Genomic DNA, 26,577 nt, shown 5'->3' with positions numbered 1-26,577 from the left:
TTTCTTTCTTTCTTTCTTTCTTTCTTTCTTTCTTTCTTTCTTTCTTTCTTTCTTTCTTTCTTTCTTTCTTTCTTTCTTTCTTTCTTTCTTTCTTTTCCAGCTCCCCTCAGTTCGGATGAGAATAAAAAAAACAGGAAGTAAGTTTTCTGACATTGTTCATTCTTCATGAACGTCAGAAGAAAACTTACTTCCTGTTTTTTTTATTCTCAGAGGACACCCCCTTTATTCAGCCATGTTGTTATAAACAGCCTGTACATCGTCATCATCTTCCAACTTATCGATAAGTTTGAAAACATCAAGCGCCTGTTCTTCAGAAATAGGTGTTGTGGACATAGCAATCCTTTCCAATTTCGCGCTTTTCATTTCAAAGCCTAAATCTTCCAGTGCTTTCTGCATCTTACCAAAATCTTCAAATGCTGTCTGAACAACTGCGATATCATTACCCTCTTCATCAGATTCCAGATATAGCTCTTCTAAACCAGCATCGATCAATTCGAACTCCAACTCTTCCAAATCCTTCTCTCCTGGTACAAATCTAAAAATAGACTTGCGGTTGAAAATGAAATCCAGAGAACCTGTTTTCCCTAAAGAACCACCAGTTTTACTGAAGTAACTACGCACGTTAGCTACAGTTCTATTCGTATTGTCAGTAGCAGTTTCGATTAATATAGCTACACCATGAAGTGCATATCCTTCGTAAACATGCTCCTCGTAACCATTCTCATCCTTATTAGAAGCCCTTTTAATTGCAGCATCCACTCGGTCCTTCGGCATATTTACCGCTTTAGAGTTTTGGATCGCTGTACGTAAACGTGAATTCGTATCAGGATTCGGACCACCGTCCTTTACTGCCATTACAATCTCTTTCCCTATACGGGTGAACTGTACGGCCATTTTAGCCCAACGCTTAAATTTTCTTTCTTTTCTAAACTCAAATGCTCTTCCCATGGTATAAATTATATAGGTTTACCCTATCTTTTTTAAATTGTTTAACATATCAATCGTCATTTTTGACAGATTAAATTCAGGCTTCCAACCCCAGTCACGTCTTGCAATCTGATCATCCATCGAACGTGGCCAGCTTGAAGCTATCTGTTGACGGGGATCATTAGCAGTATAAGTTAAGGTAAATTCTGGAATATGTTTCCTTATTTCAGCGGCCAAAGTTTCAGGCGTAAAACTTACACCAGCAAAATTGTAGCTTGAACGAATAGAAATACGGTCTGCCGGAGCATCCATCAATTCTATTGTTCCACGGATCGCATCGTCCATATACATCATTGGCAATTCCGTTTCAGCAGAAAGGAAGGAAGCATAACTCGCTTTCTTTAAAGCATCATGAAATATATGAATCGCATAATCCGTTGTTCCTCCACCTGGAGCAGCTTTCCAGCTAATTAAACCTGGATAGCGAATACTACGTACATCCAGACCAAATTTCTGATGGTAATACTCACACCATCTTTCACCTGCTAATTTACTGATACCATAAACGGTATTTGGATCCATCACACAATATTGTTCAGTCTGATCCTTTGGAGAATTAGGGCCGAATACTGCAATTGAACTTGGCCAGTAAACTTTTGCAGTTTTATAGACAATCGCCAGGTCAAGGATGTTCAGCAAACCATTCATATTCAGGTCCCAGGCAAGCTTTGGATTCTGCTCACCAGTAGCCGATAATAAAGCGGCCAGCAAATAAACCTGGCTAGGTTTATATTTATTAAAAATGGTATTTAAAGTATCCTTCTCTAAAACATTAACGAACTCAAAAGGTCCTGAATTCTTAATGTCATAATCAGGACGTCGGATATCACAGGCCACTACATTGTCTTCACCATAAGTTTTGCGCAGTGCAGTAACCAGTTCAGTTCCTATCTGCCCATTAGAGCCTAATACTAGTATTTTTTCGGTCATTGGTCTTTTGATTTTGGCAAAGGTAAAAAATTGCATGAAACCTGTTGAAAAATGTTTTTACACAGGTATTGTTTATATTTAGTAAGCGGTCTTAAAATAGCCTTTAAAAGGGTGTTTAGACATCCTTTTGCCAATTCCTTATTTAGAATGAATATAGGGTGTAACAAAAGCAAGAATATTGAGAATTAAATATCAATATTTTGTTCGTTACGTCTATTTTTTTTCTATTTTTAGTAGTTGATAGTGTATAAACAACACCTTAAATAACCAAATATCAAAGTATGGAAAGAAGAGACGCAGTCAGAAACATTGCCTTTTTAATGGGAGGCGCATTATCTGCTACTACAATCGGAGTATTTCTTGACAGCTGTAACACCCCTTCCACCAAGAAAGGATCGGGACTATTTTCAGCAGATCAGGACCAGTTGATCACTGAAGTAGCAGACATTATTATCCCATCAACTAAAACACCAGGTGCAAAAGCTGCAGGTGTCGGGCCATGGATTTCAATGATGGTTAGGGACTGTTACCCTAAAGAGGCACAAGACGTATTTGTGAAAGGTCTTGAAGATCTGGAAGCACGTTCTAAAAAAGAATACAACAATTCGTTCCTTAAAATTTCTGTAAAAGAACGCGGAGAATTACTTGGAAAAGTAAGAGATGAGACCGTTGCTGCTCAGAAAGCTGACGGTGAAAAAGCTGCAGCTGCAGAAAAAGCGAAAGGAACTGGAAAAGCTTTGACAAATACTGTTAAAGCTGCTAAATATGGCCCACAAGGCCCTTCTTACTTTTTTGCCATCGCAAGAGATTTAACCATGTTAGGTTATTTCACCTCAGAAATCGGTGCAACACAAGCGTTAGAATACATTGACGTTCCCGGCCGTTACAATGGCTGTGTTGATTTGAAACCTGGACAAAAAGTTTATTCTTCTTAATCTCTATTTACAAAACACATGAATTTAAACACAAAAGCAACCGCACAAAATACATACGATGCTATCGTAGTCGGATCAGGAATAAGTGGAGGATGGGCAGCAAAAGAACTAACTGAAAAGGGACTTAAAGTTCTGTTGCTTGAACGCGGCAGAAACATTGAACATATAAAAGACTATACTACAGCAATGAAAAAACCATGGGAATTTGAACACCGTGGTAAATTAACTGAAGTACAAAAAGATGCACACCCGGTACAAAAGCGTGATTATCCTTACCAGGAATTCAATGAAAGCTTTTGGGTAAATGACCATGAATGTCCGTACACAGAAGTTAAACGTTTTGACTGGTACCGCGGATTTCACGTAGGTGGAAAATCATTGATGTGGGGCCGTCAAAGTTACCGCTTCAGTGACCTGAACTTTGAAGACAATAAAAAAGACGGTCATGGTAATGACTGGCCTATCAGATACAAAGACTTAAGCCCATGGTATGACCATGTTGAAAAGTTTGCAGGCATTAGTGGTCAGGTAGAAAACTGGCCTGCTTTACCTGATGGACACTTTCTGCCGCCAATGGAAATGAATTGCGTGGAAAAAGATGTTAAAAAGAGAATAGAAGATAAGTGGAAGAAATCACGTATCATGACTATTGGCCGTACAGCAAATCTTACTGTTCCCCATGGAGGAAGAGGAAGTTGCCAATACCGTGACAGATGTAGCAGAGGTTGTCCTTTTGGTGCTTATTTCAGTACACAATCTTCTACACTTCCGGCTGCTGTAGCTACTGGAAACCTTACTTTACGTCCTTTCTCTTTGGTAGACCATATTGTTTATGACAAAGAAACACAGAAAGCAACAGGCGTAGTGATCATCGATTCAGAGACTAAAGAAAACATAGAATACTTTGCAAAGATTGTCTTTGTAAATGGTTCTACTTTAGGGAGTACTTTCTTATTGTTAAATTCAACTTCTGCTGAACATCCTAATGGTTTAGGTAATGGAAGTGGTGAGCTTGGACACAATTTAATGGATCACCATTTCCGTTGTGGCGCTTCGGGAGATGCTGAAGGTTTTGACGATAAATATACTTATGGCCGCAGGGCAAATGGTATTTATGTACCAAGATACCAGAACATGGGTGGCGATAAACGTGATTATTTACGTGGATTCGGTTATCAAGGTGGTGCAAGCCGTACAGGATGGCATAAAGATGTAGCTGAACTTGCTTTTGGTGGCGACTTTAAAGATCTGATGACACAGCCAGGTGCCTGGAAAATGGGATTAGGTGGTTTTGGAGAGTCTCTTCCATACCATGAAAACAGAGTTTATATCGATAAAACCAAAAAAGATAAATGGGGAATGCCGGTATTGGCTATTGACTGTGAGTTTAAAGGTAACGAAGAAAAAATGCGTATTGACATGATGAATGACGCAGCAGAAATGCTTGAAGCAGCAGGAATCAAGAATGTACAAACTTATGATGCGGGATCAACTCCAGGCATGGCTATTCATGAACAAGGAACAGCCCGTATGGGAAATGATCCTAAGACTTCGGTATTAAATAAATGGAACCAGATGCATGAAGTTAAAAATGTGTTTGTAACTGATGGATCTTGTATGCCATCTATTGCTTGTCAAAATCCTTCGCTGACTTTTATGGCTTTGACAGCCAGAGCAGCAGATTTTGCAGTAAGTGAACTAAAAAAAGGTAATCTTTAATGAACGGTAAAATAAGAATGGGGATGATCGGTGGTGGTAAAAATGCCTTTATAGGCGCCGTCCACCGCATCGCAGCCAATATAGATGGTCAGATAGAACTGGTTTGCGGAGCTTTAAGTTCCAATCCTGAAACCGCAAAGGAATCGGGTGAATTATTGTTCCTGGCAGCAGACAGAAATTACGGGACTTACCAGGAGATGATCGAAAAAGAGAGTCTCCTGCCTGAAGCTGTAAGAATGCATTTTGTAACTATTGTTACCCCTAATTTCGCGCATTTCGCGCCTGCAATGCTGGCGCTGGAACATGGTTTCCATGTGGTTATTGACAAGCCGATCAGTTTAACACTGGCAGAGGCCAAACAACTCAGAGACAAAGTATCGGAAACAGGTTTGACTTTAGCGCTTACCTATACGTATTCTGGTTATCCGATGGTTAAACAGGCGCGTCAGATGGTAAAGGATAATGCTTTCGGGAAGATTAGAAAAATCCTGGTAGAATATCCTCAGGGGTGGTTAAGTTTACCTTCTGAACGTGATGGCAACAAACAATCTGCGTGGAGAACTGATCCTTCGAAAAGTGGGATCAGTGGTTGTATGGGGGATATCGGAACACATGCTGCACAGCTTGCTGAATATATTTCAGGTCTGGAGATTACAAAAATCTGTGCGGACCTGAATATTATGGTAGATGGTCGTGCGCTTGATGATGACGGAAATGTCTTACTGAAATTCGACAATGGAGCAAATGGAGTTTTAGTGGCTTCACAGATTGCTGCTGGAGAAGAAAATGCACTGAAGATTAAAGTTTACGGGGAAAAAGGAAGTCTGGAATGGCACCAGGAAGAACCGAATACACTGAAAGTAAAATGGCTGGATGCACCTACTCAACTTTACCGCGCCGGACAAGGTTATTTAACCTCCGCAGCGCAGTTTAATGCGAGAACACCAGCCGGACATCCGGAAGGTTATCTGGAAGCTTTTGCGAACATTTACCGGAATTTCGCGTTAACTTTAAAGGCAAAGCAAGAAGGTAAAACTCCTACTCCGGAAATGTTAGATTTCCCTGGTGTAGAGGATGGTGTACGTGGAATGGCGTTTATAGAAAATGTAGTGGCCTCAGGGCTTTCAGACCAGAAATGGTTTGATTTTAAAATATAAATAACGATGACAACAATCAAAGGACCAGCAGTTTTTTTAGCCCAGTTTATTGGAGACCAGGCCCCGTTCAATTCCCTTGACGGGATTTGTCAATGGGCAGCAGATTTAGGGTTTAAAGGTATACAAATGCCAACCCTGGATAACAGATTTATTGACTTGCAGAAAGCGGCAGAGAGTAAAACCTATGCGGATGAACTGAAAGGAAAAATCAATTCTTATGGTCTGGAAATTACAGAACTTTCTACGCATATTCAAGGTCAGTTAATCGCAGTTAATCCTGCTTATGACAAGGTATTTGATGGTTTCGCACCAGCTGCTTATCAGAATAATCCAGCAGCCAGAACTGAGTGGGCAGTACAACAACTTAAATATGCTGCCAAGGCTTCTCAGAACCTTGGTTTGAATGCACATGCAACTTTTAGTGGTTCACTTTTATGGCATATGTTTCATCCATGGCCACAAAGACCAGAAGGATTAGTAGAGGAAGGTTTTAAAGAACTTGCCCGCCGATGGTTGCCGATATTGAATGAATTTGATACTTGTGGTGTAGATGTTTGTTATGAGATCCACCCGGGTGAAGATTTGTTTGATGGGGTAACTTATGAGATGTTTTTGGAGCAGGTAAATTTCCATCCAAGAGCATGCCTATTGTATGATCCATCACACTTTGTATTACAACAGCTGGATTACATCCAGTATATTGATCTTTATCATGAAAGAATTAAAGCTTTCCATGTAAAGGATGCAGAATTTAACCCAACTGGCCGTCAGGGTACTTTTGGTGGCTACCAGAGCTGGGCAAACCGCGCAGGCCGTTACCGTTCTCCTGGAGATGGACAGGTAGATTTCAAAACTATCTTCAGTAAACTTGCACAGTATGATTTTAAAGGTTGGGCAGTAATGGAATGGGAATGCTGTATTAAAGATTCTGAGACTGGAGCCAGAGAAGGTGCTGAGTTTATTAAAAACCACATTATTCCGGTAACTACCAGAGCATTTGATGATTTCGCTGCGACAGGTGCAGATTTAGAATTCAACAAACAAATATTAGGTATAAAATAAATAGTAAAACACAAACACACAAAACAATGAAACCTGAATGAGCTTACCTTTATAATCAGGATAAAAAGCTCATGAAAGCTTCATAACCATTAAGAACAATAAGAACATTATGAAAAAGACACTGTTAATTTTGGGATGTATTAGTTTAGCAATAGCTTCTTGCGGAAACCCGGGATCTACTACTGAAGGGTCAACTACAGCAGCTTCAACAGATACTGAAACTACGGTAAAGGCACAAACTCCATCAGAAATGTTGCCAGGTGAGAAACTAATAGCTACAGCAGATTGTATCGGCTGCCATAACAAAACTCAAAAGGTAATCGGACCTGCATATGTAGATATCGCAGCAAAATATCCTTCAAGCGAAGAAAACATCAACAAATTAGCTGATGTAGTGATTGCAGGAAGTAAAGGAACCTGGGGTGATCTGCCAATGACTCCTCACCCTAATTTGAGTAAAGACGATGCTAAACAAATGGTGACCTGGATTTTGTCACTGAAAAAATAAGTTCTCCGGAACACCAACATATCCCTATCTAACCGAATAGTATTAAGCATGGAACCTGCATGAGTTTACACTCAGAGTTTAGCTGACAAAACTCATGCAAGCTTCATAACCTAAAACCAATATAATCTGATGAAAAAAACCAACAAAGAGATAGACGCGTCTAACAGGCGTTCGTTTCTTAAGACAACAGCAGTAGCCGCAGCTTCATTTATGATTGTACCCCGTCATGTATTGGGTGGCAATGGATTTATAGCACCGAGTGACAGATTAATAGTAGCAGGAGTTGGAGCAGGTGGAAAAGGTGGTTCAGATATTGCAAATTTTGCTAAAAGCGGAAAAGCAGATATCGGATTTTTATGTGATGTAGATACAAACAGAGCTGCGGGATCAGTGAAAAGCTTCCCTAAAGCCAAATTTTATAAAGACTGGCGCGAATTGCTTGATAAAGAGCATAAAAACTTTGATGCAGTTAGTGTTTCAACGCCAGATCATAGTCATGCAATGATTGCCCTTGCTGCCATGCAACTAGGTAAACATGTGTATGTTCAAAAACCATTAACTCATGATATTTATGAGGCCAGAAAGTTAACAGAAGCGGCAAAAAAATATAAAGTGGTTACACAAATGGGTAACCAGGGTGCCTCAAATGATGGCCCCCGTCAAATGAAAGAATGGTATGATGCAGGTCTGATTGGAGATGTACATACCGTTTATGCCTGGACAGACCGTCCGGTATGGCCGCAAGGTATTCCATGGTCTGCAAACAAAGCAGATATTCCTAAAAACCTGGACTGGGATTTATGGCTGAACAGTGCTCCTTATAAAGACTACGTAGAAAAGCTTGTTCCTTTTAACTGGAGAGGCTGGTGGGATTATGGAACAGGTGCATTAGGAGATATGGGTTGCCATTTGCTGGAAGCTCCTTTTAGTGTGCTTGGTTTAAAGTATGCTGCTGAGGTAGAAGCCAGCGTTGGTTCTGTTTATGTGGATGAATTTAAACGTGGTTATTTCCCGGATAGTTGCCCGCCTTCAAGTCATGTAACGTTAAAATTCCCTAAAACTGCTAAAACTCAGGGTGATGTTACCGTACATTGGATGGATGGTGGTATTCAACCAACGCGTCCGGAAGAACTGGAAGCCAATGAAGTATTTGGTGATGGAGGTAATGGAACATTATTCATCGGAACAAAAGGAAAAATGATGAGTGAAACCTATAGTGCGAATCCTCGTCTTTTACCATTGAGCCGTAATAAAGACATTAAAGTTCCTGAAAAATTTGCGCGTGTATCTCATGGTGCAGAAGGTCATTATGCGCAATGGGTTGAGGCTTGTATCGCCGGTCATGGCAAAAAAGAACTGAGTTCTCCGTTCGAAATTGCAGGTCCGCTTACAGAAGCCTTGTTAATGGCTAACCTTGCTATCAGAGCAAATGATGTACAACGCAAAGATGCAAATGGAAAAATTAGTTATCCTGGCAGAAATATCAAACTGTTATGGGATAATGACAATATGAAAGTTACCAATTTTGATGCTGTAAACCAGTACGTCAAACGCGAATACCGCAAAGGATGGACACTGGGTGCTTAATTTTATCTAAAACAACATATATGAAGACTTACGCGATTTCTGCGATACTGGTATTTACAATGATTAGCTTCAATTCACAAGCTCAGAGTTCAAAAAAAGGGTTTACTTCTTTATTTGATGGAAAAACAACTAAAGGATGGCATAGCTATGGAAAAACTTCTGTCGGAAAAGGCTGGAAAGTTGAAAATGGTGCAATACATCTTGACCCCAAGTCTAAACAAAAAGACGATGGTGACCTGGTAACGGATAAAGAATATGCAAACTTCCATTTAAAAATTGACTGGAAAGTAGCTCCTAAATCTAATAGCGGTATCTTATTCCACATCAATGAGAATCCGGAGAAATACAATCAAACTTACAGTACAGGCCCTGAGATGCAGGTAATTGACAATGATGGACACCCTGATGGAAAGATAATTAAACACCGTGCAGGTGATTTGTACGACTTGGTAAAAAGCAGTTCAGAACCTGTTAAACCAGTTGGACAATGGAATACTGCCGAAATTATCAGTAATAAAGGTAAATTAGAATTTATCTTGAATGGCGTAAAAACAGTTTCAACTACACAGTTCGATGAGAACTGGAAAGCACTGATCGCAGGTAGCAAGTTTGCTAAATGGGAAGGTTTTGGAACTTTTACAAAAGGAAAGATTGCATTACAAGATCATGGAGATGAAGTTTGGTTCCGTAATATTATGATCAAAGAACTGTAAGCTTGTTAAATTCTGATACACCTTAAAAACCTTTAAACTATATGATGAATATTAATACCCGTATTAAATTATCAACTATGATGTTCCTGGAGTTCTTTATCTGGGGTTCATGGTTTGTTACGCTGGGTACTTTCTTAGAAAAAAACCTGCACGCTACAGGTGCAGACTCAGCTGCTGTATTCTCTACGCAGTCGTGGGGAGCGATTATTGCCCCTTTTATTATCGGACTGATTGCCGACAGATTCTTTAATGCAGAGAAAATTCTCGGTGTACTGCATCTGATCGGAGCGGTATTAATGTACCAGATGTATACAGCGACGGATGTAAATGTATTCTATCCTTATGTTTTAGGTTATATGATCCTGTTTATGCCTACCCTGGCCTTAGTGAATTCGGTATCATTTAACCAGATGAAAGATGCTGAAAAAGAGTTTTCAAATATCAGATTCTGGGGTACTATCGGATGGATTGTTGCTGGATTATGTATCAGTTACTTATTCTTATGGGATTCAAAAGCTGGGATGGATTCAGGTCTGTTAAAAAACACTTTCCTGATGGCCGGAGTAGCTTCTCTGATTCTAGGTTTGTTTAGTTTTGCATTGCCTGAAACCCCACCAAAAGTATCCAAAGATGATAAAGTTACGATCTCAGATATCCTGGGTTTAGACGCTTTGAAATTACTGAAGGATAAAAACTTCGCGGTTTTCTTCGTATCTGCTATTTTAATCTGTATCCCGCTTGCTTTTTATTATCAGAATGCAAATCTTTTCTTATCCAATATTGGTGTAGAAGGGCCTACTGGTAAAATGGCAATTGGACAAGTATCTGAAGCATTATTTTTATTAATGATCCCTGTATTCTTCAAAAGATTCGGATTTAAAACCACGATCCTGGTCGGCATGATTGCCTGGGCAGTTCGTTATGCTTTATTCGCTTATGGTAATGCTGGTGAATTAAGCTTTATGCTAATTATCGGTATCGCTTTACATGGTGTATGTTATGACTTCTTCTTTGTATCGGGACAGATTTACACGAATTCAAGAGCTGGAGAAAAATATAAAAGTGCTGCTCAGGGTTTAATTACTCTGGCTACTTATGGTGTAGGGATGCTGATTGGCTTTAAAGTTGCTGGTATGATTACTGACAGCTATAAATTAGTTGATGGCTCTGTAGACTGGAAAATGGTTTGGATCATCCCTGCAGGAATTGCGTTGGTTGTATTCTTACTTTTCACCGTTTTCTTTAACGAGAAACGTAAAAGAGTTGTGGACACCCAATTTAACGAAGTTTAAAGATGGGTACTGAGCAAAGCCGTAGAAATGCGCTGAAAACAATGATTACAGGTTCAGCAATTTTGGGACTGTCTTCTGCGATGCCTTCCTATGCTGCGGAACGGGAATCAGGTGATGCTTCCTTAAAAAGTAATGCTCCTTTAAAAGGGAATGTAAACCATTCTGTTTGCCGCTGGTGTTTTAGTGACATTGAATTGGATGAACTTTGTATCGCAGTCAAAGGAATGGGCTTAAAAGCAATAGACCTCGTAGGGCCTGCTGAATGGCCTGTTTTGAAGAAACATGGATTGTATTCTTCAATGTGTAATGGTGCAGAGATTAATTTGACTGATGGCTGGAATGATAAAACGTTTCATCCTAAATTGATAGAGAATTATACAAAAATGATTCCTCTGGTAGCAGAAGCTGGTTATAAAAACCTGATTTGTTTTAGTGGAAGCCGCAGAGGCAAAACTGATGAAGAAGGGTGGAATAATTGTGTGGAAGGATTGAAGCAGGTTATTGGAATTGCCGAGAAACACAATGTTGTACTGGTGATGGAATTATTGAATAGTAAAGTTGATCATAAAGATTACCAGTGTGATCATACTGCGTGGGGCGCTGAACTTGCTAAAAGACTGGGTTCAGAGAACTTTAAATTACTATACGACATTTATCATATGCAAATTGATGAAGGTGACGTTATTCACAACATCAGTACTTATCACCCGTATATTGCGCATTACCATACTGCTGGTGTACCCGGCAGGAATGAAATAGATGACTCGCAGGAACTTTTTTATCCTGCAATCATCAAAGCTATCCTGGCAACAGGTTTTAAAGGATACATCGCACAGGAATTTATTCCTAAACAGAAGGATAAACTTCAGTCCTTAAGAAACGCGGTTAAAATTTGTGACTTATAAAGATTTAATTATGAACTCAAGAAGAGATTTCCTTAAACAGGCGGGTTTAGCTGCGGCAGGTGCTGTGGTATTACCCTCACTAACCTTTGCTGCTGCCCCGGCAAAAGTTGTTGGTTTACAACTATATTCATTAAGAGCACAATTACCAGCTGATGTAGCTGGTACGATTGCTAAAGTTGCAAAAGCTGGCTATAAAGAAGTGGAAACTTATGGTTATTCATTAAAAGATAAGTATTGGGGTTTAGATCCTAAAGCTTTTAAGACTTTACTATCAAATAATGGGTTAACTGCGCCAAGCGGACATTATGGGATGGATAAATTCATCGGAACCGGTAACTCAGATGAGCTCAAAAGCTATATCGAGGCAGCCAATACAATTGGCAGCAGCTATATTGTGGCTCCGTATTTAGGAGATAATTTACGCAAAACAGAAGATGACTGGAAAAAAGTTGCAGCAAGACTAAACGAAGCTTCAGCAATTTGTAAAGCAAGCGGACTGGGCCTGGGGTACCATAACCATAATTTCGAATTTGTAAAATATGGTGAAACCACGGGTTATGAAATCCTGCTAAAAGAAACAGATCCGAACGCGGTTAAGTTTGAAATGGATATCTACTGGGTAGTAAGATCTGGTAATGATCCAATCAAGTTATTTACTGATCACCCGGGACGTTTCCCAATGTGGCATGTAAAGGATATGGACAAAGTTGACAACACGATTAATACAGAAGTAGGCTCTGGAAAGATTGATTTTAAGGCAATCTATAAAGGAGCTAAACTGGCAGGATTAAAACACCTGATCGTAGAGCAGGAGAACTACAGCATTGATCCTTATGTGAGTATTAAGCAAAGTGCAGATTACGTTAAAAAGTCAATCTTATAAATAATTTATTTAGAAGGCGGGCTTAAATAAGCCCGCCTTTTTTTGTGCAGCAAGGTTTCCTGAAATCAGTAAAATGCGTCATAAAGAGCTGGTTTTAAGAAACTATTTAAACAGATTCTAAGGAAAAAGCGAAGTTTTTTCCCATATTTGGAATATGGTATATTATCATTAATAAACTTTAAAAAAAACCATTAAAAAAAATCAAAACATGAAAATTGCAGTTGTAGGTGCTACTGGTTTAGTAGGCACTGTTATGTTAAAAGTACTAGAAGAGCGTAATTTCCCGTTAACCGAACTAATTCCGGTTGCATCTGAGAAGAGTGTTGGTAAAGAGATCATATTCAAGGGTAAGAAGTTCAAGGTTGTTAACATGGAAACAGCAATTGCAATGAAACCTGATGTGGCTTTATTCTCTGCGGGTGGCAGTACTTCCTTAAAATATGCTCCTTTATTTGCAGAAGCAGGAACAACGGTAATTGATAATTCGTCTGCATGGCGCATGGATCCATCTAAAAAACTGATTGTACCAGAGGTTAATGGTCATGAATTATCAATTGATGATAAAATCATTGCTAATCCAAATTGTTCAACGATACAAATGGTAGTGGCTTTAAAACCATTGCATGATAAATACAGAATTAAACGTGTAGTGGTTTCTACTTATCAATCTGTTACCGGAACTGGCGTTAAGGCTGTGGAGCAAATGATGAATGAGCGTAAAGGTATTTTAGATGGCCCGATGGCTTATCCTCACCAGATCGACCTAAACGTTATTCCTCAGATTGATGTATTCGAAGAAAACGGGTATACTAAGGAAGAAATGAAAATGATCAAAGAAACCCGTAAAATTATGGGCGACGATAGCATCCGCGTAACAGCAACAACAGTAAGAATCCCTGTAATGGGTGGTCACTCAGAATCTGTGAACATAGAGTTTGAGAGTGATTTTGATGTTGCTGAGATCAGATCAATTTTAGAGAAAACAGACGGTATTATTGTAGTAGATGATATTGCAAATCTTAAATACCCTATGCCGAAAGATGCACATGAAAAAGATGAGGTTTTTGTAGGTCGTATCAGAAGAGACGAATCTTTGCCAAATACTGTAAATATGTGGATTGTTGCAGATAACCTGCGTAAAGGTGCTGCAACGAATACAGTGCAGATTGCTGAATTTTTACTAAGAAAAGAGCTGATCTGATCCGGTTCTTTAAAAATACAGGATGTGGTGTTAATCTGGCAAAATGCTGGAATAACACCACATTTTTTGTTATTAGTCTTTTGCTTTCCCGTTATTTGCAATAGATTTATCCGATATAGATGTTAAAAAAATCAATAGTATTCCTGTTCGTGCTTTCGCACGGTTTTTCGTTTGCCCAGAGCCCTGTGCAAAAACTAACACAATCCTTCAATACACTATTAGAAGACAAGCAAGCAAAATATGCAATCACTTCAATTTGTGTATTAGATGCTAAAACAGGAAAACAACTGTATGCAAAGAACGAGAATATCGGGCTCGCTACTGCTTCTACGTTAAAAACAATCACCTCAGCAACCGCATTTTCCATTTTAGGCAAAGATTTCCATTATCAAACTACGTTGGGCTACAGCGGGAGTGTTAGTGCTGACGGCACCTTAAAAGGAGATTTAATTATAATTGGCGGCGGCGACCCTACGCTGGGTTCTCCGCGTTATGCAAATAGCAAAGAAAGCGTGGTCTTAGCCCAATGGGTCTCAGCAATCAAAGCAGCTGGTATTAAAAGAGTTGAGGGTAAGGTGATTGGTGATGATGGCCTTTGGGGCACTCAATCTACACCAGACGGCTGGATATGGCAGGACCTTGGTAATTATTATGGCGCAGGTACATCAGCCTTAAGCTGGAGAGAAAATCAGTTTGACATTAAACTCCGTCCGGGAAATCTGGTTGCTATACTTAAAACGGTACCAGATATGCCTTACCTGACGATCGTCAACGAATTAAAACCGGGTACCGCTGGCAGTGGAGACCATGCCTACGCTTATCTCCCGCCTTTATCGAATATGGCTTACCTGAGAGGCACATGGGCAACAGATATACAAAAACAAGGTATTGCTGCTGCCTTACCCGATCCAGCTTATGAAGCAGCATTCCGTTTGAAAGATACTTTAGCCAGGGCAAGCATTCAGGTTACAGAAGCTCCGGTAACAAGCCGCCAGCTTTCTGCAGCCAAATTACCTTTGCCAGAAGTTAAACAAAAACTGAGTACCATAACCTCTCCTGCCCTGCCCGAGATCGTTTACTGGCTAAATAAAAAGAGTATCAACTTATATGCAGAACATCTTTTAAGAACTATTGCATGGAAATCGGGTGTTGCGCCTACCACAAGTAATGGTGCAGCTGCAGAGGTTAAATTCTGGGCCGCTAAAGGCTTTGATAAAAACGCAATGAATATTATTGATGGCAGCGGACTTTCACCAGCTACCAGAGTGACGACTTCGGCCATGGCCAACATCCTCTTCCAGGTACAGCAGGAAAACTGGTTCCCGGATTTCTATAAATCTTTACCAGAATACAATGGAATGAAATTAAAAAGCGGTACGATCAACGATGTTTCTGCATTTGCGGGCTATTATACAGCTGATAACGGCAGTAAATATGTAATTGTGATCAATATTAACAATTATTCAGGTTCTGGCATTAATAGTAAACTATTCAAAGTGCTGGATGCCCTTAAGTAGCAATAATTTATCCACAGAAACCCCGTATTTATCCACAAATTGTTAAATTGCAACCTTTTACCAATTTCACAAGCACAAGCCCCTCTTCATTTTATGAATAAATTTTTACCTTTTATATGCTGCCTACTTTTTTATACGAGCACATATAGTCAACAAATGGGATCCGGAACTTCTAATTCTTCTGTTATAGATAGCAATACCAATTTTACCAGCAGACCACCTGAATTTTCAATAATTCCAGAGCCTGTATCTTTGTTAAAAACCAATGGTTCTTTCACTTTACCAGATAAAGTAGTTGTTTTAGCTACTCCGGAGATGAAACTTGTAGTAGATTATCTGAAGGAAAAACTGTCCGTTCCTACGGGTAAGTTTGTCGCTGAATTTGCGCATACACAAGCAACAGGGACCATCAGATTAGTACTCAACCCCAGACCAGATGCAACTTTAGGAAATGAAGGCTATCAACTTTCGGTAACGCCAACTATGATCGTTATTAAAGCGAATCAGGCAGCGGGACTTTTTTATGGTGTTCAGAGTCTATTGCAGCTCTTCCCAAAAGAAATAGAATCCAAAGAGTTAGTGGAAGGGGTAACCTGGAAGATCCCTTGTGTAGAAGTTACTGACTATCCGCGCGTAGCCTGGAGAGGATTGATGTTTGATGTAGCCCGCCACTTTTTCACGAAACAAGAAGTGAAGCAATACATTGATGCGATGGTTCGCTATAAGTTTAACCTGCTGCATCTTCACCTTACAGATGATGAAGGTTGGAGATTAGAGATTAAAGGTTTGCCAAAATTAACTGAGGTAGGTGCATGGAATGTTAAAAAAGTAGGTGATTTCGGTACTTTCAGTACACCGGGAGCTGATGAACCGCGTACTTATGGTGGTTTTTATACGCAGGACGATGTCAGAGAACTGATTAAATATGCCAAAGACAGATTCGTAGATATTTTACCAGAGATTGATGTTCCCGGACATAGTCTTGCAGCAGTTGTTTCTTACCCGGAACTATCTTGTACCCCTGGCGCAGAAACTTACCGTGTACGTTCAGGAGAGCGTATTATGGACTGGTCAAAAGGTGCTCCACCAATTGCATTGGTCGATAATACCTTATGCCCGGCTAATGAAAAAGTCTATGCTTTTCTCGATACGATCATTACACAAGTAGCTGCTTTATTCCCTTTTGAATATATTCATATGGGTGGTGATGAAGCTCCAATAAATTACTGGCAGAAGAGTGATGCTATTAAAGCTTTAATGGCAAGAGAAGGCTTAAAAGATATGCATCAGGTTCAAGGATATTTCGAAAAGAGAGTGCAGAAAATTGTAGAGTCGAAAGGCAAGAAATTTATGGGATGGGATGAAATTCTTAATGGCGATATGCCTCCAAGTGCAGCAGTGATGAGCTGGAGAAGTGTGAATTTCGGGATAGAGGCTTCCCGCACCAAACATGAAGTTGTAATGAGCCCACAAGGGACTAACTATCTTGATTTGATGCAGGGTGATGTTACTTCTGAATCCAAAGTATATAATTCTGTCCGTTTAGGTAAAGCCTATGAATTTGACCCTATCCCGGCCGGAGCAGACCCTAAATACATCAAAGGAGGACAAGGGAACTTATGGGCAGAACAAGTCTATAATATCCGTCAGGCCGAATATATGACCTGGCCAAGAGGTTATGCCATTGCGGAATCAGTATGGTCTCCTAAAGAGAAGAAAAACTGGACTAATTTCACCGGTAAAGTTGAGCAGCATTTTCATAGAATGGACATTGCTGAGACTAAATATTCGCCAGCAATTTATGACCCTATTGTAAAAGCAAGCAGAACTGCAGATAAACAGGTGATGGTTGAACTGACTACCGAAATTGATGGTCTGGATATTTATTACAGCTTCGACAATTCGACTCCTGATAGGTTTTATCCAAAATATACAGAAAAAGTGGTCATCCCTAAGGATGCAAACCAAATGCGTGTGATTACCTACAGAGGTAAACAGGCGATCGGCAGATTACTAACAATAACTGTTGATGATTTAAATAAAAGAGCAGGAAAAAGATAAGCGGTTGAGATACTTCGTACACATCAGTTACAATGGTTTACAATACAATGGGTGGCAAAAACAGCTGAATGTATTGAATATCCAAGGCGTGATAGAAAACGCCCTGACACAGATTTTTAAGGTACCCGTCTTCATTAATGGATGCGGCCGTACAGATGCGCAGGTTCATGCCAGCCAGTTCTTTTTCCATATGGATATTGAGCAGCCATGGGATTTTGATCTGATCTTCAGGCTCAATAAACTACTCCCATTGAATATTGCGGTTTACGATATTATACCGATGGAAGGTCTACCCCATGCCCGGTTTGATGCAGTACAGCGTGCTTATGATTATTTTCTGCATACTTATAAAGATCCCTTTTTAAATGGCTTGAGCTCTTACTATCTGCTGGAGAATCTGCAATGGGACCAAATGAAAGCAGCAGTCGCTTTACTCCCGCAATACAAAGACTATCGCGCCTTTTGTACGAGTCCCGATAAATATGAGCATACTTTATGTTATGTAAGATCTGCCAGCTTAATGGTCGATGAAAAAGGGGAGAAAATGAGATTTCAGATCTCTTCTAACCGGTTTTTAGGAAAAATGATCCGTATTATTATGGGTCAGCTTTTAAAAATCGGACAGGGAACACTCAGCGTGGACGAATTTGAAAGCCATCTGATCAGCAGAAAAACCCCCGCATTGATTACTCCTGCACATCCGCAGGGATTGTACCTTTCTAAAGTAACTTACCCCTACCTGAACCTTCCGCCAAGAGTCGATTTCTCTGCTGTACTTCAAAAACACGCAGATACAAACTGGAAAGCACTCTGATATTATTTACGCTCAGGTGAGATTCGCGCATTTAGAAACTCTTATTTTTGTGGAAATTTAAAGATTATGAATTTCCACACCAGAAAATGGATCAAACCCGAAGACTTAAATCCTAATGGAAGCTTATTTGGCGGTAGTTTGTTAAGATGGATAGATGAAGAAGCGGCAATTTACGCTATTGTTCAACTAGGCAATCCAAGAGTTGTGACCAAATATATTTCGGAGATCAACTTTGTCAGCTCTGCAAAACAGGGAGATATTATTGAAATGGGGATTACTGCAATCGCTTTTGGCAATACCTCTTTGACGATGCGTTGTGAAGTCCGCAACAAGATTACCAGAAAAAGTATTTTAACAATTGATAAAATGGTGTTCGTAAACGTTGATGAATATGGCAATCCTGTCGCACACGGCAGAACAGAGATCAAATTTATAGAAGAGCAGTTCGCTGCCGAAGATAATTAGTTCCGGGCCAGGATTTCTGCGCGAATATCGTCGGCGGTCAAGCTGATTCCGCTCATCACCAATGTTGCTTTAGCATAAAACGGCTCACGTTCAGCCAGTTTACCTTCAATAAATTCAAGTACTCCTTCGGTAGTCAGATTACGCAGCAGCGGACGCTTGGCTATTCCACTTTCCAGGCGTTTAGCCAATGCAGTTGGCGGCATCTCAATATAGATCGTTGTGCCATTGGCATTCATCCAATCTATATTATCAAAGAAGCATGGTGTGCCCCCGCCCGTCGCGATTATGCAGTTTTTTGGATAATTAAAAGACTGAAGTGTTTCACTTTCCAATTTACGGAAGGCTTTCTCTCCATGGGTTGAAAAATAATCACCTACGGCAAGTCCTGTATTTTTCTCAATCTGGTGATCCAGATCAATCAGATCATAACCAAGTTTAGTCGCTAATTTTCTTCCCAGCGTACTCTTGCCGCATCCCATAAAACCAATCAGAAATATCTTCATTAATTATTCAATTTTACTCTTGGGTCAACAAGAGCGTACAATACATCTACAAAAATATTAATTACTACGAATACCAGTGCAATAAAAAGAATCGATCCCATCACTACAGGGAAATCTGACATCTCCAAAGCTCTGACCGTAGCCCTGCCTAATCCATTATAACCAAAAATATATTCCACAAAGAAAGAACCGGCAAGCAAAGAAGCAAACCATCCGGAAATTGCCGTGATTACAGGATTCATCGCATTCTTTAAAGCATGTTTATAAATAATAGCATTACGTCCCAAGCCTTTGGCACTTGCAGTGCGGATATAATCTTGCGCCAATATATCAAGCATTGCTGTCCTGGTAAGCTGTACAATAATTGCCAGCGGGCGAAGGCCAAGTGTAAGCACTGGCAATACCAGGTTTTTCAGCGTCAGCACTTCTCCCCTGAAGGGATCATAACTATATAAACTCCCGGACATATTCAAGCCAGTATACGGGCCGAGTACAAAACCGAAAAACCAGGCAATAATAATACCCGCAAAAAAAGAGGGAGCTGATAACCCCATAATTGCAAATGCATTGACCGAATGATCAATCCAGGTATTTTTATACACTGCGGAGAGTACGCCCAATAAAACACCTAGTAGTGTAGCAAACAACATAGCTGTTGCAGCTAATACAAAGGTGTTAGGGACAGTTTCGGATAATATTGTCGATACTTCCCGCTTTGTTTGATAAGATCGTCTCAGATAGGGCCATTTCAAGGCAATAACTCCAGAAGAATAACTGATCAAGCGCGCATAATGATACTTTTCCTGTGCCTGTTTATTATCCTCATGCAAACCAACCGGGGACAGGTCATTCAGGAACAGGACAAATTGCATAGGCTTAGAGCGGTCTAACCCGAATTCTTTACGCACAGCTTCTAAAGATTGTATGTCAGCGCGCTGCCCCAGTGTCATCCTTGCCGGATCGCCAGGCAGGAGGTTGAACAGGACAAATACAACAACTACTACACCCACCATCACAGCGAGCCCATAGCAGAATTTCCTGAGCGCGTAAAACCACATCTGAGTTACTTATTGAAATAAGTGGCTTTTAATTTCTCCAGTGAAGGTAGAGACTGGTAACTCCATTTATTAATTACAACCCCGTTTTTCATCAGCACAATACCAGGATTAGCTCTGACCATACTCTTTAAAGGTACAGCATCAGCATAAAATATTTCCGCAAACAACTTATGTTGCTTACTGAATACCGCAGCATCCTGAGCAGAATTAGAAGTCAGCAATACTGTCCGGATATTGAACTGTTCTGTCAGATCCAAGGTCATTGCATTCAATTTTCCTATAGCATCTTCATCTGTATGATTGAGGTTATAAGCAACGATCAAAATATTATAATATGGATTTTCTATCAGTTCTTTAGTATAATCGGTTCCTGAAGCATCGCTGATAACCAGATCTTTGATTTTAGCTTCATATCCTTTCTTAATCAATTTCTGTACCGGCTGGCCTGCGATCTCCCAGTTATTATCTTTCCAGATTTCTGTTTTCAGATAATCTTTATCACTCATTTCTTTGGTCTCCCCGGTTGCTTTATTTTTCAGCTTATACATGATCAGATAAAGATCCGGTTCTGCACCAGCAGGAATTTTCATTGCCTCTGGTAAGCTGGCTCCTTTTTTATAAGGTAAAAAGTCAAGTATAGGAAGATAGGTATAAGTATAGATACTGAAAATTACAGAAAGTGCAACTACAGCGATCAGGCCGATTTTTTGCTGGCCGGGATTTGTAGTGAGTGGTAATATTTTATTGCGGTTGATAAACAGGTAAACAATCAGGACCAATAAGATCAGATCTTTTGAGAAAGATTGCCATGGCGTTAAAGGAATAGCATCTCCGAAACAGCCGCAAGAAGTGACTACTTTAAAAGCAGCAGAAACAAAGGTCAGAAAAGTAAAAAAGATAATGATCCCAAGCAGACCTGCGGCTACTTTCTTACTCCAGAAACCAAATAACAATAGCGCACCCAATACAATTTCAAGCACACAAAGAAAGATAGCTATCCCTGTCGCATATGGACTAAAGACAGAGATATGAAATACATCAAAGTATTCCTCTAACTTATATCCGAACCCCAGCGGATCGTTGGCCTTGATCAGACCGGAGAAAATAAAAAGTATCCCTACAAATATTCTTGAAAAATTCAGCGCGGCTTTGTTCATCTTTTTACAGCTATTTTTATGTATTGATATTATTTCACATCCATTCTGATCAGTGCAAAAACTGCATAGTTCAGCATGTCCTGATAGTTGGCAACCACACCTTCTGAGGCTACAGTCTCTCCAAGATTATCTTCAATTTGTTTCACTCTGAATACTTTCATCAGGATAAGGTCGGTCAGAGAACTAACTCTCATATCTCTCCAGGCTTCACCGTAATCGTGATTTTTGGCCAGCATTAAATCTTTGGTCTCTTTTACCTTTTGATCAAACAGGGCTTCCACTTTTGCCAGCTCCAATTCATTCGGATCATTCGCTGTCATTTCACTTTGCATCATCGCAATTACACAGTAATTAATAATACCAATATATTCAGGAATAATTCCCTCTCCAACTTTAGAAACTTTCTTTTCTTCCAGCGTCCGGATACGCTGCGCTTTGATGAACAACTGATCGGTAATAGAAGACAAACGCAGAATGCGCCATGCCGTTCCATAATCTTTGGTTTTCTTTAAAAAAAGCGATTTACAAACCGCAATTACTGAGTCGAATTCTTGTGAGGTATTTGTTGCCAAAACAATTAAAATATTTAGAGTCTGATAAATTTTAAACGGCTCTTAGAAATCGTTTAAATTTATCGGATAAATTTAAACAGCTTCTTAGTTTAAAGCTATTTTAATACTGTATTTTTGTACAGAATGATGGCTAAAGATACATTTTTAAACCGAAAAATAACACTTAACCTAAAAGGTGAACTCCTGGATTTAAGCCGTCCATGTGTAATGGGCATCTTGAATTTAACCCCCGATTCTTTCTATAGCAACAGCAGAATGGGTTCTATAGATGCGGCTCTTGAAAGAGCAGAAATATGCCTGAAAGAAGGAGCTGCTTTTATCGATATCGGGGCCTATTCTTCCCGTCCAGGAGCAGCAGGAGTTACTACCGATGAAGAACTCAGAAGAATGATCCCTGCAATAGCCGCGATCAGCAAAAGATTTCCGGAAGCTAAGTTATCTATTGATACTTTCCGCGCTAAAGTCGCCAGAGAAAGTATCGCAGCCGGAGCACATGTGGTGAATGACATTTCGGGAGGAAACCTTGATGAACTGATGTTTGAGACCGTTGCGGCATTAAATGTACCTTATATTCTGATGCATATGCAGGGTACTCCACAAACTATGCAGCAAAAGCCTGTTTATAAAAATATAGGGCTTGAAGTAGTGGACTATCTTGCAGAAAAAGTGAATGCTTTAAAGGCACTCGGTGTTAAAGATATTATTCTGGATCCCGGTTTCGGCTTTGCTAAAAACACGACACACAATTACCAGTTAATGAATCAGCTGGAAAACCTGGGTGTGTTCGGCTTACCGGTGCTGGTTGGCATTTCAAGGAAGTCCATGATCTATAAATTATTAGGCACTACAGCCGACGAAGCGTTGAACGGAACGACAGTTTTAAATACAATTGCCTTACAAAAAGGGGCAGTAATTTTACGTGTACATGATGTAAAGGCTGCTGTTGAATGTATCTCAATTGTCGAAAAAATGCAACAATCTTAATATTTTCCTAACTTGGCAACAATGAAAGGCTTTGACTTTGATTTTCTAACGATAACAGTTACGGATGTGGTGGACATTTTGTTCGTTGCCTTCCTGATCTATTATACTTATAACCTGATTAAAAATACCCTGGCAGTTAATTTATTACTGGGTATGTTCATCATTCTGATTCTGTGGTTTGTGGTAGATGCGCTGAATATGCGTCTTCTATCAACTATCATCAATAAATTCATGAGTGTAGGGATTATCGCATTGATTGTGATTTTCCAGCCCGAGATCAGGCGTTTCCTACTGTTGATTGGTAAAAACACGTTCCTGCAGAAAAACAAAGCCTGGTGGGGATACTTATTTGGCAGCAAAGATATTGAACGCGATAACCTGGTCAGGATTAAACCTATTATCGATGCCTGTAAAAGCATGAAAAAGTCCAGAACAGGGGCTTTGATTGTATTCGTTAAATTTTATGATGATCAGCTATTTGCTAACAGCTGCGAATTGATAGATTCTAAAATCTCCAAACGTTTATTAGAAAGTATATTTCAAAAATATAGCCCGCTGCATGATGGAGCTGTAGTTATTGCGGAGAATAAGATTAAAAGTGCCAGCTGCATATTACCGCTCACAGACAATGATAAATTGCCTCCGCAGTTCGGTTTACGTCACCGCGCTGGAATTGGTGTGTCAGAAACTACCGATGCAGTTGCAGTTATTGTATCTGAAGAAACTGGTGAAATTGCTTATGCGAAACAAGGCAGGGTAAGGATGAATGTTTCTTTCGGAGAACTGGAAAAACTACTGAATAAGGATTTTTAACCTGTTCGAATAACAGGGTTATCAAAAATCCAGCCGCAATAAAAAATCCGGCACAAAGACCGGACTCCTTACCGGTATACACCGGACATATCTTTTAAGATATCAATTAGCAATATTGATCAAAAGCACCTTTAAGGTTATCAGCGATCATTTGAGCTGCACGTCCTTCAATTTGATGACGCTCAATCATATGTACTAATTTACCGTCTTTGAACAATGCCATAGCTGGAGAAGATGGAGGAAATGGCATCATATAGCTTCTTGCTCTATCTACCGCTTCTTTTTCCATTCCTGCAAAAACAGTAATCATTTTATCAGGGTGTTTCTCATTCGCAGCTGCTAATTTTGCTGCAGGTCTTGCATTTGAAGCTGCACAGCCACAAACAGAATTCACAACTACAAAAACAGTTCCTTCTGAAGAAATAGCGTTGTCCACATCTTCTGCAGTTTTCATTTCTTCAAAACCTACGTTTGTAAGTTCTGCACGCATCGGTTCAACTAAATATTCTGGATACATATATAAAAGCTTTAATATTATTCAATTTTACTATACAAAGGTACTGCACTGTTACATAGCATCAAAGGATTACTCATGGAGTGAATCGTTTTTTACCTTGAAATTACTTTGAACCCGCAGCGTTGCAAATTCAAATCTGGCAGGATTAAATGATTTCAAAAGCCGCTTTTCCCTTCGGAATATAAAACATCATATCGAGCATCAGCTCTTCTTTGGTTTCTTCATTCACCAGGTACAAAGCCGATTCGCCGTTTATTTTCTTCAAAGCAGCTATTTTTCCGTTTCCATAAGTTTGCAGCACAGCATTGGCAGGAATAGGTGCTACCTTAAACCCAGCCTCAAAATCTTCTATTAAACCATTAATCCTGGCGCTTGCCTGTTTTGGGCTCATATACATGGAAGTGACCATAATATGTTCTCTGTTAGTAATCACCTCTTTGAAATGATCATATCTCTTATTATTAATTAAGGTAGCCATATGCTGATAAGCTGTTCTCAACTTCTCATTCATATCTTCCACATCTTTCAGGTTAGTCCCCTCCTTCCAGCCTTTCAGCTGATAAGGGACAGTAGCATTAAAAGTTAACTGATGGCGTAAAACAGGTATTTTTTGTTCCTCTTTTACTGGCGCAAATTGATAAGTTACCAGCTGCTCTTTAAATACAAAATCCTTTTCTGCATCATACAACTTGATATTAAATTTAAGCATTGCGGCAGGGTCAAGACTCAGCTTTCCGGAATGCGGGAGTAAAGTTGCAGAAATAGTTTGCACACCACTTTCCAGGATAGAAAAATTCACTGGAGTCATAGAGGCAACCTGCCCCGGAATATCCAGTGTCATTACAGAAATGTCGTTAATGCGGATTTCAAACATGCAATGTGCCACACTGAAATCGACCATATAATAGGGTTGTCTCATCAGATCTTTATTTTTTATTTGCTTTTGGAAGTAGTTTACTGGCTTCACGGACATCCAGGTTAATGCTTGAAGAATATCCCTTCAATGAGGCCAGTTCCGATACCTGAGAATTTGAATAGTTCAGAATCGCCAATCTTGCCTCTTCATGTTTCTCCTTTGACATCGCATCCGTAAAGAAATGACCAATGGTTGTTTTTGGGTCTATCCATACCCGGTTAAAATACTGAACGTTTTCACTAAAAACAGTGGTATACGCATCGCCTGGATAAGGTGCTTTACCTAACTTTTGATCCAATGCGGCAGCAAGAGCTTTAACCTGTGGTTCAGAGAACACTTTAAGCTCCACAAAACTAATCGTACTGTCTTTACGGGAATAATGAATAATGACCCTGTTCACAGAATCACCTAGTTTCCCCGATAAGTCAACTCCATTAAACTTCATTAATTTTGGATCTGCACTTTCAAATATATCATATTGCGCCAGTGTCCAGCTGGTAGTTTTACCTCCCTTTACAGGTAATGACGTGCCTTTTAACGCCTGGCCTATGGTCTCTTTAAAATTGATATCAGCCAGATCAAATTCTGCTGGTTTCACGCTTTTGCATGAGCAGTTGATCAGTACAATTAAAGCTAAGTAGATTGATGTTTTCATCGTAATTATAATTTGTTTTTTTGAACCTATTCCTGAAGTCTTTTATAAGATTGTTTTATTCTTTCTACTACAGTGAAAGTATTTCCCTCCTCAGCAACTTTAATACCATTGTTCAGTATAAATAAGTCTGTAGAAAAATCTGGTTTGCCATCTATTTCGGTATAATTATCAGCAACAACAATCGTTTGATTCGTTTTCTTATCTACATAAAACACTGCTGGATAACCAAGGACCTCTCCTTTAGCGCGCGGTTTTGGAACAGCTGCAAGCACAGTTCCCTTTCCATATTTCGCAGCTATATATTTTCCAAGTTTCTTAGCTTCTGTTTTTTTCGATATCCTGATGACCAGACCGGCCAGTTTTGTATGCTTCTGATCAGTAAAAAGGAAAGAAACTGTACTGCTCAGATCAGATTTGGCTCCATTTTGCCCACCTCTGGTAAATTCAACATTACCAAACTTGAATTTATTAACGCTATTGGTAGTGAGACAGGGTAAAGAGCTTGCCAGTTCCCGTTCTTCAGGATAGGCATCTTTACCTTTTAATACCTCAGTAATTGCAGTTCGGTAAGCCAGTTTTTCAAGGTCATACTTAGTTTGCGCTTTGATTATATTGATCATAAAAACAGTGACCAGTGTAAGTGTTAAAATTATAGTCTTTTTCATA

At 39.7% G+C, this 26,577-nt stretch carries 27 protein-coding genes; 17 read left to right on the top strand and 10 right to left on the bottom strand.

Features of this window, described 5'->3' with window-relative positions:
- Positions 1-222: 222 nt before the first annotated feature.
- Positions 223-948 (bottom strand): YebC/PmpR family DNA-binding transcriptional regulator, encoded by a 726-nt coding sequence (locus ABIB30_RS23640; protein WP_183870059.1) that lies wholly within the window; start codon positions 946-948, stop codon positions 223-225.
- An 18-nt stretch (positions 949-966) separates the two neighbouring features.
- Positions 967-1,917, bottom strand: coding sequence for an NAD-dependent epimerase/dehydratase family protein (locus tag ABIB30_RS23635; protein WP_354305515.1), 951 nt, complete (start codon positions 1,915-1,917; stop codon positions 967-969).
- 281 nt (positions 1,918-2,198) lie between these two features.
- On the opposite strand from ABIB30_RS23635, the gene ABIB30_RS23630 reads away from it, so the two are divergent.
- The 15 genes from ABIB30_RS23630 (at position 2,199) to ABIB30_RS23560 (ending at position 18,736) form a co-directional block, all read left to right on the top strand.
- Complete coding sequence (locus tag ABIB30_RS23630) at positions 2,199-2,852, top strand: gluconate 2-dehydrogenase subunit 3 family protein (protein WP_354305514.1); 654 nt, start codon at positions 2,199-2,201, stop codon at positions 2,850-2,852.
- 18 nt (positions 2,853-2,870) lie between these two features.
- Positions 2,871-4,571: a GMC oxidoreductase gene (locus ABIB30_RS23625; RefSeq protein WP_354305513.1), complete on the top strand. Its 1,701-nt coding sequence runs from the start codon at positions 2,871-2,873 to the stop codon at positions 4,569-4,571.
- Complete coding sequence (locus tag ABIB30_RS23620; protein ID WP_354305512.1) at positions 4,571-5,728, top strand: Gfo/Idh/MocA family protein; 1,158 nt, start codon at positions 4,571-4,573, stop codon at positions 5,726-5,728. The genes ABIB30_RS23625 and ABIB30_RS23620 overlap by 1 nt, the downstream gene beginning before the upstream one ends.
- Before the next feature lie 6 nt (positions 5,729-5,734).
- The gene (locus tag ABIB30_RS23615) at positions 5,735-6,790 is read left to right on the top strand and encodes a sugar phosphate isomerase/epimerase family protein (protein WP_354305511.1); all 1,056 of its coding nucleotides are present in this window, start codon (positions 5,735-5,737) and stop codon (positions 6,788-6,790) included.
- Between the two features lie 109 nt (positions 6,791-6,899).
- Entirely contained in the window at positions 6,900-7,298 is a 399-nt protein-coding gene (locus tag ABIB30_RS23610) for a c-type cytochrome (protein WP_354305510.1), read from the top strand.
- Between the two features lie 129 nt (positions 7,299-7,427).
- Positions 7,428-8,885, top strand: a complete 1,458-nt coding sequence (locus tag ABIB30_RS23605) for a Gfo/Idh/MocA family protein (protein ID WP_354305509.1) — start codon at positions 7,428-7,430, stop codon at positions 8,883-8,885.
- Positions 8,886-8,905: 20 nt separating this feature from the next.
- Entirely contained in the window at positions 8,906-9,598 is a 693-nt protein-coding gene (locus ABIB30_RS23600) for a 3-keto-disaccharide hydrolase (RefSeq protein WP_354305508.1), read from the top strand.
- 44 nt (positions 9,599-9,642) lie between these two features.
- Entirely contained in the window at positions 9,643-10,890 is a 1,248-nt protein-coding gene (locus tag ABIB30_RS23595) for a nucleoside permease (RefSeq protein ID WP_354305519.1), read from the top strand.
- Between the two features lie 2 nt (positions 10,891-10,892).
- Positions 10,893-11,795 (top strand): hydroxypyruvate isomerase family protein, encoded by a 903-nt coding sequence (locus ABIB30_RS23590; RefSeq protein ID WP_354305507.1) that lies wholly within the window; start codon positions 10,893-10,895, stop codon positions 11,793-11,795.
- Between the two features lie 10 nt (positions 11,796-11,805).
- On the top strand, positions 11,806-12,678 hold the full coding sequence (locus ABIB30_RS23585; RefSeq protein WP_354305506.1) for a sugar phosphate isomerase/epimerase family protein: 873 nt from the start codon (positions 11,806-11,808) through the stop codon (positions 12,676-12,678).
- Positions 12,679-12,886: 208 nt separating this feature from the next.
- On the top strand, positions 12,887-13,879 hold the full coding sequence (locus tag ABIB30_RS23580; RefSeq protein WP_354305505.1) for an aspartate-semialdehyde dehydrogenase: 993 nt from the start codon (positions 12,887-12,889) through the stop codon (positions 13,877-13,879).
- Positions 13,880-13,998: 119 nt separating this feature from the next.
- Entirely contained in the window at positions 13,999-15,396 is a 1,398-nt protein-coding gene (gene dacB, locus ABIB30_RS23575; RefSeq protein ID WP_354305504.1) for a D-alanyl-D-alanine carboxypeptidase/D-alanyl-D-alanine endopeptidase, read from the top strand.
- A gap of 156 nt (positions 15,397-15,552) precedes the next feature.
- Entirely contained in the window at positions 15,553-17,457 is a 1,905-nt protein-coding gene (locus tag ABIB30_RS23570) for a beta-N-acetylhexosaminidase (RefSeq protein WP_354305503.1), read from the top strand.
- 4 nt (positions 17,458-17,461) lie between these two features.
- Positions 17,462-18,271 (top strand): tRNA pseudouridine synthase A, encoded by an 810-nt coding sequence (locus ABIB30_RS23565; RefSeq protein WP_354305502.1) that lies wholly within the window; start codon positions 17,462-17,464, stop codon positions 18,269-18,271.
- A gap of 66 nt (positions 18,272-18,337) precedes the next feature.
- Positions 18,338-18,736 (top strand): acyl-CoA thioesterase, encoded by a 399-nt coding sequence (locus ABIB30_RS23560; protein WP_354305501.1) that lies wholly within the window; start codon positions 18,338-18,340, stop codon positions 18,734-18,736.
- Here ABIB30_RS23560 and ABIB30_RS23555 read toward each other — a convergent pair.
- Genes ABIB30_RS23555 through ABIB30_RS23540 form a run of 4 tightly spaced genes read right to left on the bottom strand, consistent with a single transcriptional unit; the run spans position 18,733 to position 22,026 of the window.
- On the bottom strand, positions 18,733-19,239 hold the full coding sequence (locus ABIB30_RS23555; protein WP_354305500.1) for a shikimate kinase: 507 nt from the start codon (positions 19,237-19,239) through the stop codon (positions 18,733-18,735). The genes ABIB30_RS23560 and ABIB30_RS23555 overlap by 4 nt on opposite strands.
- On the bottom strand, positions 19,239-20,297 hold the full coding sequence (locus tag ABIB30_RS23550; protein WP_354305499.1) for an ABC transporter permease: 1,059 nt from the start codon (positions 20,295-20,297) through the stop codon (positions 19,239-19,241). Before ABIB30_RS23550 ends, ABIB30_RS23555 begins: the two co-directional genes overlap by 1 nt.
- Before the next feature lie 5 nt (positions 20,298-20,302).
- Positions 20,303-21,454 (bottom strand): BT_3928 family protein, encoded by a 1,152-nt coding sequence (locus tag ABIB30_RS23545; protein ID WP_354305498.1) that lies wholly within the window; start codon positions 21,452-21,454, stop codon positions 20,303-20,305.
- Between the two features lie 29 nt (positions 21,455-21,483).
- A complete protein-coding gene (locus tag ABIB30_RS23540; RefSeq protein ID WP_354305497.1) occupies positions 21,484-22,026 on the bottom strand; it encodes a DUF1599 domain-containing protein in 543 nt (180 codons plus the stop codon).
- A 126-nt stretch (positions 22,027-22,152) separates the two neighbouring features.
- Here ABIB30_RS23540 and folP point away from each other — a divergent pair, with 126 nt between their 5' ends.
- Positions 22,153-23,010, top strand: a complete 858-nt coding sequence (gene folP / locus ABIB30_RS23535) for a dihydropteroate synthase (protein WP_354305518.1) — start codon at positions 22,153-22,155, stop codon at positions 23,008-23,010.
- A gap of 21 nt (positions 23,011-23,031) precedes the next feature.
- A complete protein-coding gene (gene cdaA, locus ABIB30_RS23530) occupies positions 23,032-23,823 on the top strand; it encodes a diadenylate cyclase CdaA (RefSeq protein ID WP_068406022.1) in 792 nt (263 codons plus the stop codon).
- A gap of 106 nt (positions 23,824-23,929) precedes the next feature.
- On the opposite strand, the gene ABIB30_RS23525 is transcribed toward cdaA, so the two are convergent.
- The 4 genes from ABIB30_RS23525 to ABIB30_RS23510 form a co-directional block, all read right to left on the bottom strand.
- The gene (locus ABIB30_RS23525; protein WP_354305496.1) at positions 23,930-24,340 is read right to left on the bottom strand and encodes a BrxA/BrxB family bacilliredoxin; all 411 of its coding nucleotides are present in this window, start codon (positions 24,338-24,340) and stop codon (positions 23,930-23,932) included.
- Positions 24,341-24,485: 145 nt separating this feature from the next.
- Positions 24,486-25,259 (bottom strand): hypothetical protein, encoded by a 774-nt coding sequence (locus ABIB30_RS23520; RefSeq protein WP_354305495.1) that lies wholly within the window; start codon positions 25,257-25,259, stop codon positions 24,486-24,488.
- 7 nt (positions 25,260-25,266) lie between these two features.
- Complete coding sequence (locus ABIB30_RS23515; protein WP_354305494.1) at positions 25,267-25,911, bottom strand: hypothetical protein; 645 nt, start codon at positions 25,909-25,911, stop codon at positions 25,267-25,269.
- A gap of 26 nt (positions 25,912-25,937) precedes the next feature.
- Complete coding sequence (locus ABIB30_RS23510; protein WP_354305493.1) at positions 25,938-26,576, bottom strand: hypothetical protein; 639 nt, start codon at positions 26,574-26,576, stop codon at positions 25,938-25,940.
- Position 26,577 lies beyond the last annotated feature (1 nt).

The organism is Pedobacter sp. UYP1, from assembly GCF_040547305.1.
Lineage (GTDB): Bacteria > Bacteroidota > Bacteroidia > Sphingobacteriales > Sphingobacteriaceae > Pedobacter.
The sequence above is the reverse complement of the archived record's forward strand: the minus strand, read 5'-3'. Positions and strand labels throughout refer to the sequence as shown.